Annotated in this window: 3 protein-coding genes; all 3 read right to left on the reverse strand. The window is 71.4% G+C overall.

The window, feature by feature from the left end:
- Nucleotides 1–37: 37 nt before the first annotated feature.
- The 3 genes from AB0C29_RS48475 to AB0C29_RS48485 are packed head-to-tail and all read right to left on the reverse strand — an operon-like array spanning nucleotide 38 to nucleotide 1,362.
- Nucleotides 38–472, reverse strand: coding sequence for a nitroreductase family deazaflavin-dependent oxidoreductase (locus AB0C29_RS48475; protein WP_360835141.1), 435 nt, complete (start codon nucleotides 470–472; stop codon nucleotides 38–40).
- A 10-nt stretch (nucleotides 473–482) separates the two neighbouring features.
- The gene (locus AB0C29_RS48480) at nucleotides 483–923 is read right to left on the reverse strand and encodes a nitroreductase family deazaflavin-dependent oxidoreductase (RefSeq protein WP_360835143.1); all 441 of its coding nucleotides are present in this window, start codon (nucleotides 921–923) and stop codon (nucleotides 483–485) included.
- Nucleotides 907–1,362 carry a GNAT family N-acetyltransferase gene (locus AB0C29_RS48485; protein ID WP_360835145.1) on the reverse strand — a complete coding sequence of 152 codons (456 nt, stop codon included), beginning with the start codon at nucleotides 1,360–1,362 and terminating at the stop codon, nucleotides 907–909. Before AB0C29_RS48485 ends, AB0C29_RS48480 begins: the two co-directional genes overlap by 17 nt.
- Between the last annotated feature and the right edge of the window lie 35 nt (nucleotides 1,363–1,397).

The raw sequence follows: 1,397 nt of genomic DNA on the forward strand, positions 1-1,397 counted from the left end.
CGCGGGCCGCCCGCCTGACCCGCTGACGGCCCGCCGGTCAGGCGCGGGCCAGCACGAAGACCGGGATGAGCCGGGCGGTCTTCTTCTCGTAGGTCGCGTACGTGGGGAACGCCGCGACCGCCCGCTCCCACCACACCGCGCGCTCGTCTCCGCTGACCTCACGCGCGACGTAGTCGTGCCGGGCGTCGCCGTCCTGCAACTCGACGCGGGGCTCCTTGCGCAGGTTGTAGACCCAGACCGGGTTCTTCGGGCCACCGCCCAGCGAGCCGACGACGGCATACTCACCGTCGTGCTCGACGCGCATCAGCGCCGTCTTGCGCAGCAGGCCGGTCCGGGCGCCGACCGAGGTCAGCACGATCACCGGCTTGCCGCTGATGTCGCCGGCGCGTTCGCCGTTGGACGCCTCGTACGTCTCCGCCTGCTTACGGGCCCACGCGGAAGTGCTCGGGCCGTACTCGCCGGACAGTGGCATGAGCGGCCTCTCAGTCGGAGATCGGGGTGAGGACGAAGACGGGGATGATCCGGTCGGTCTTGGTCTGATACTCCGCGTACGGCGGCCACGCCTCGACCGCCCGCTCCCACCACACGGCCCGTTCCTCGCCGGAGACCTCGCGAGCCTGGTAGTCGCGCTTGACGTTGCCGTCCTGCAGCTCAACCTGCGGGTTCTTGACCAGGTTCCAGTACCAGACCGGATGCGTGGGGGCGCCGCCGCGGGACGCCACCACCGCATACTCGCCGTCGTGCTCGACCCGCATCAGCGGCGTCTTGCGGATCTTGCCGGTCTTGGCGCCGACCGAGGTCAGCAGGATGATCGGGCGGCCTTGCAGGTCGGCGGCCTCGGTGCCCCCGCTGGCCTCGAACTTCTCGGCCTGCTCGCGGGCCCAGTCCTCCGGGCTCGGGGCGTACTCACCGGTCAACGGCATGATTTCCTCCTGAGGTCGAAGACAGATCGAGGGCCATGAGACCGGCGGCGGTCGGCCGGAAGCCGCAGGCCTCGACGTAGAACGGGGTCAGGTGCGGCTCGTAGTCGACGTGCAGCCACTGGCAGCCCGCCGCCCGGGCGCCGGCCACCGCGGTCGCCACCAGCGTGGTGCCGACGCCCCGGCCGCGGGCCTCGGCGGCCACCACGGTGTCCACCAGGAAAGCGTGCACACCACCGTCCCAGGTCACGTTCACGAAGCCGACCAGCACGTCCTCCTGGTGGGCGCAGACCCAGCCGAGGCTGTGCCGGTCGAGCCGGCCCTGCCAGTCGATTCCCTGGGCGGAGTAGCCGAAACCCGCCGCGTGCAGGGCGTCGAGGGCGGCGTTGTCGAAGCCGGCCCGCCAGCCGTAGATGATCGTCACCGGGCCAGTCTCCGTCATTGGGCCAGCCTGGCCAGCGTCGCGGCCAGTTCGGC

This window comes from Actinoplanes sp. NPDC048791 (assembly GCF_040650095.1).
Lineage (GTDB): Bacteria > Actinomycetota > Actinomycetes > Mycobacteriales > Micromonosporaceae > Actinoplanes.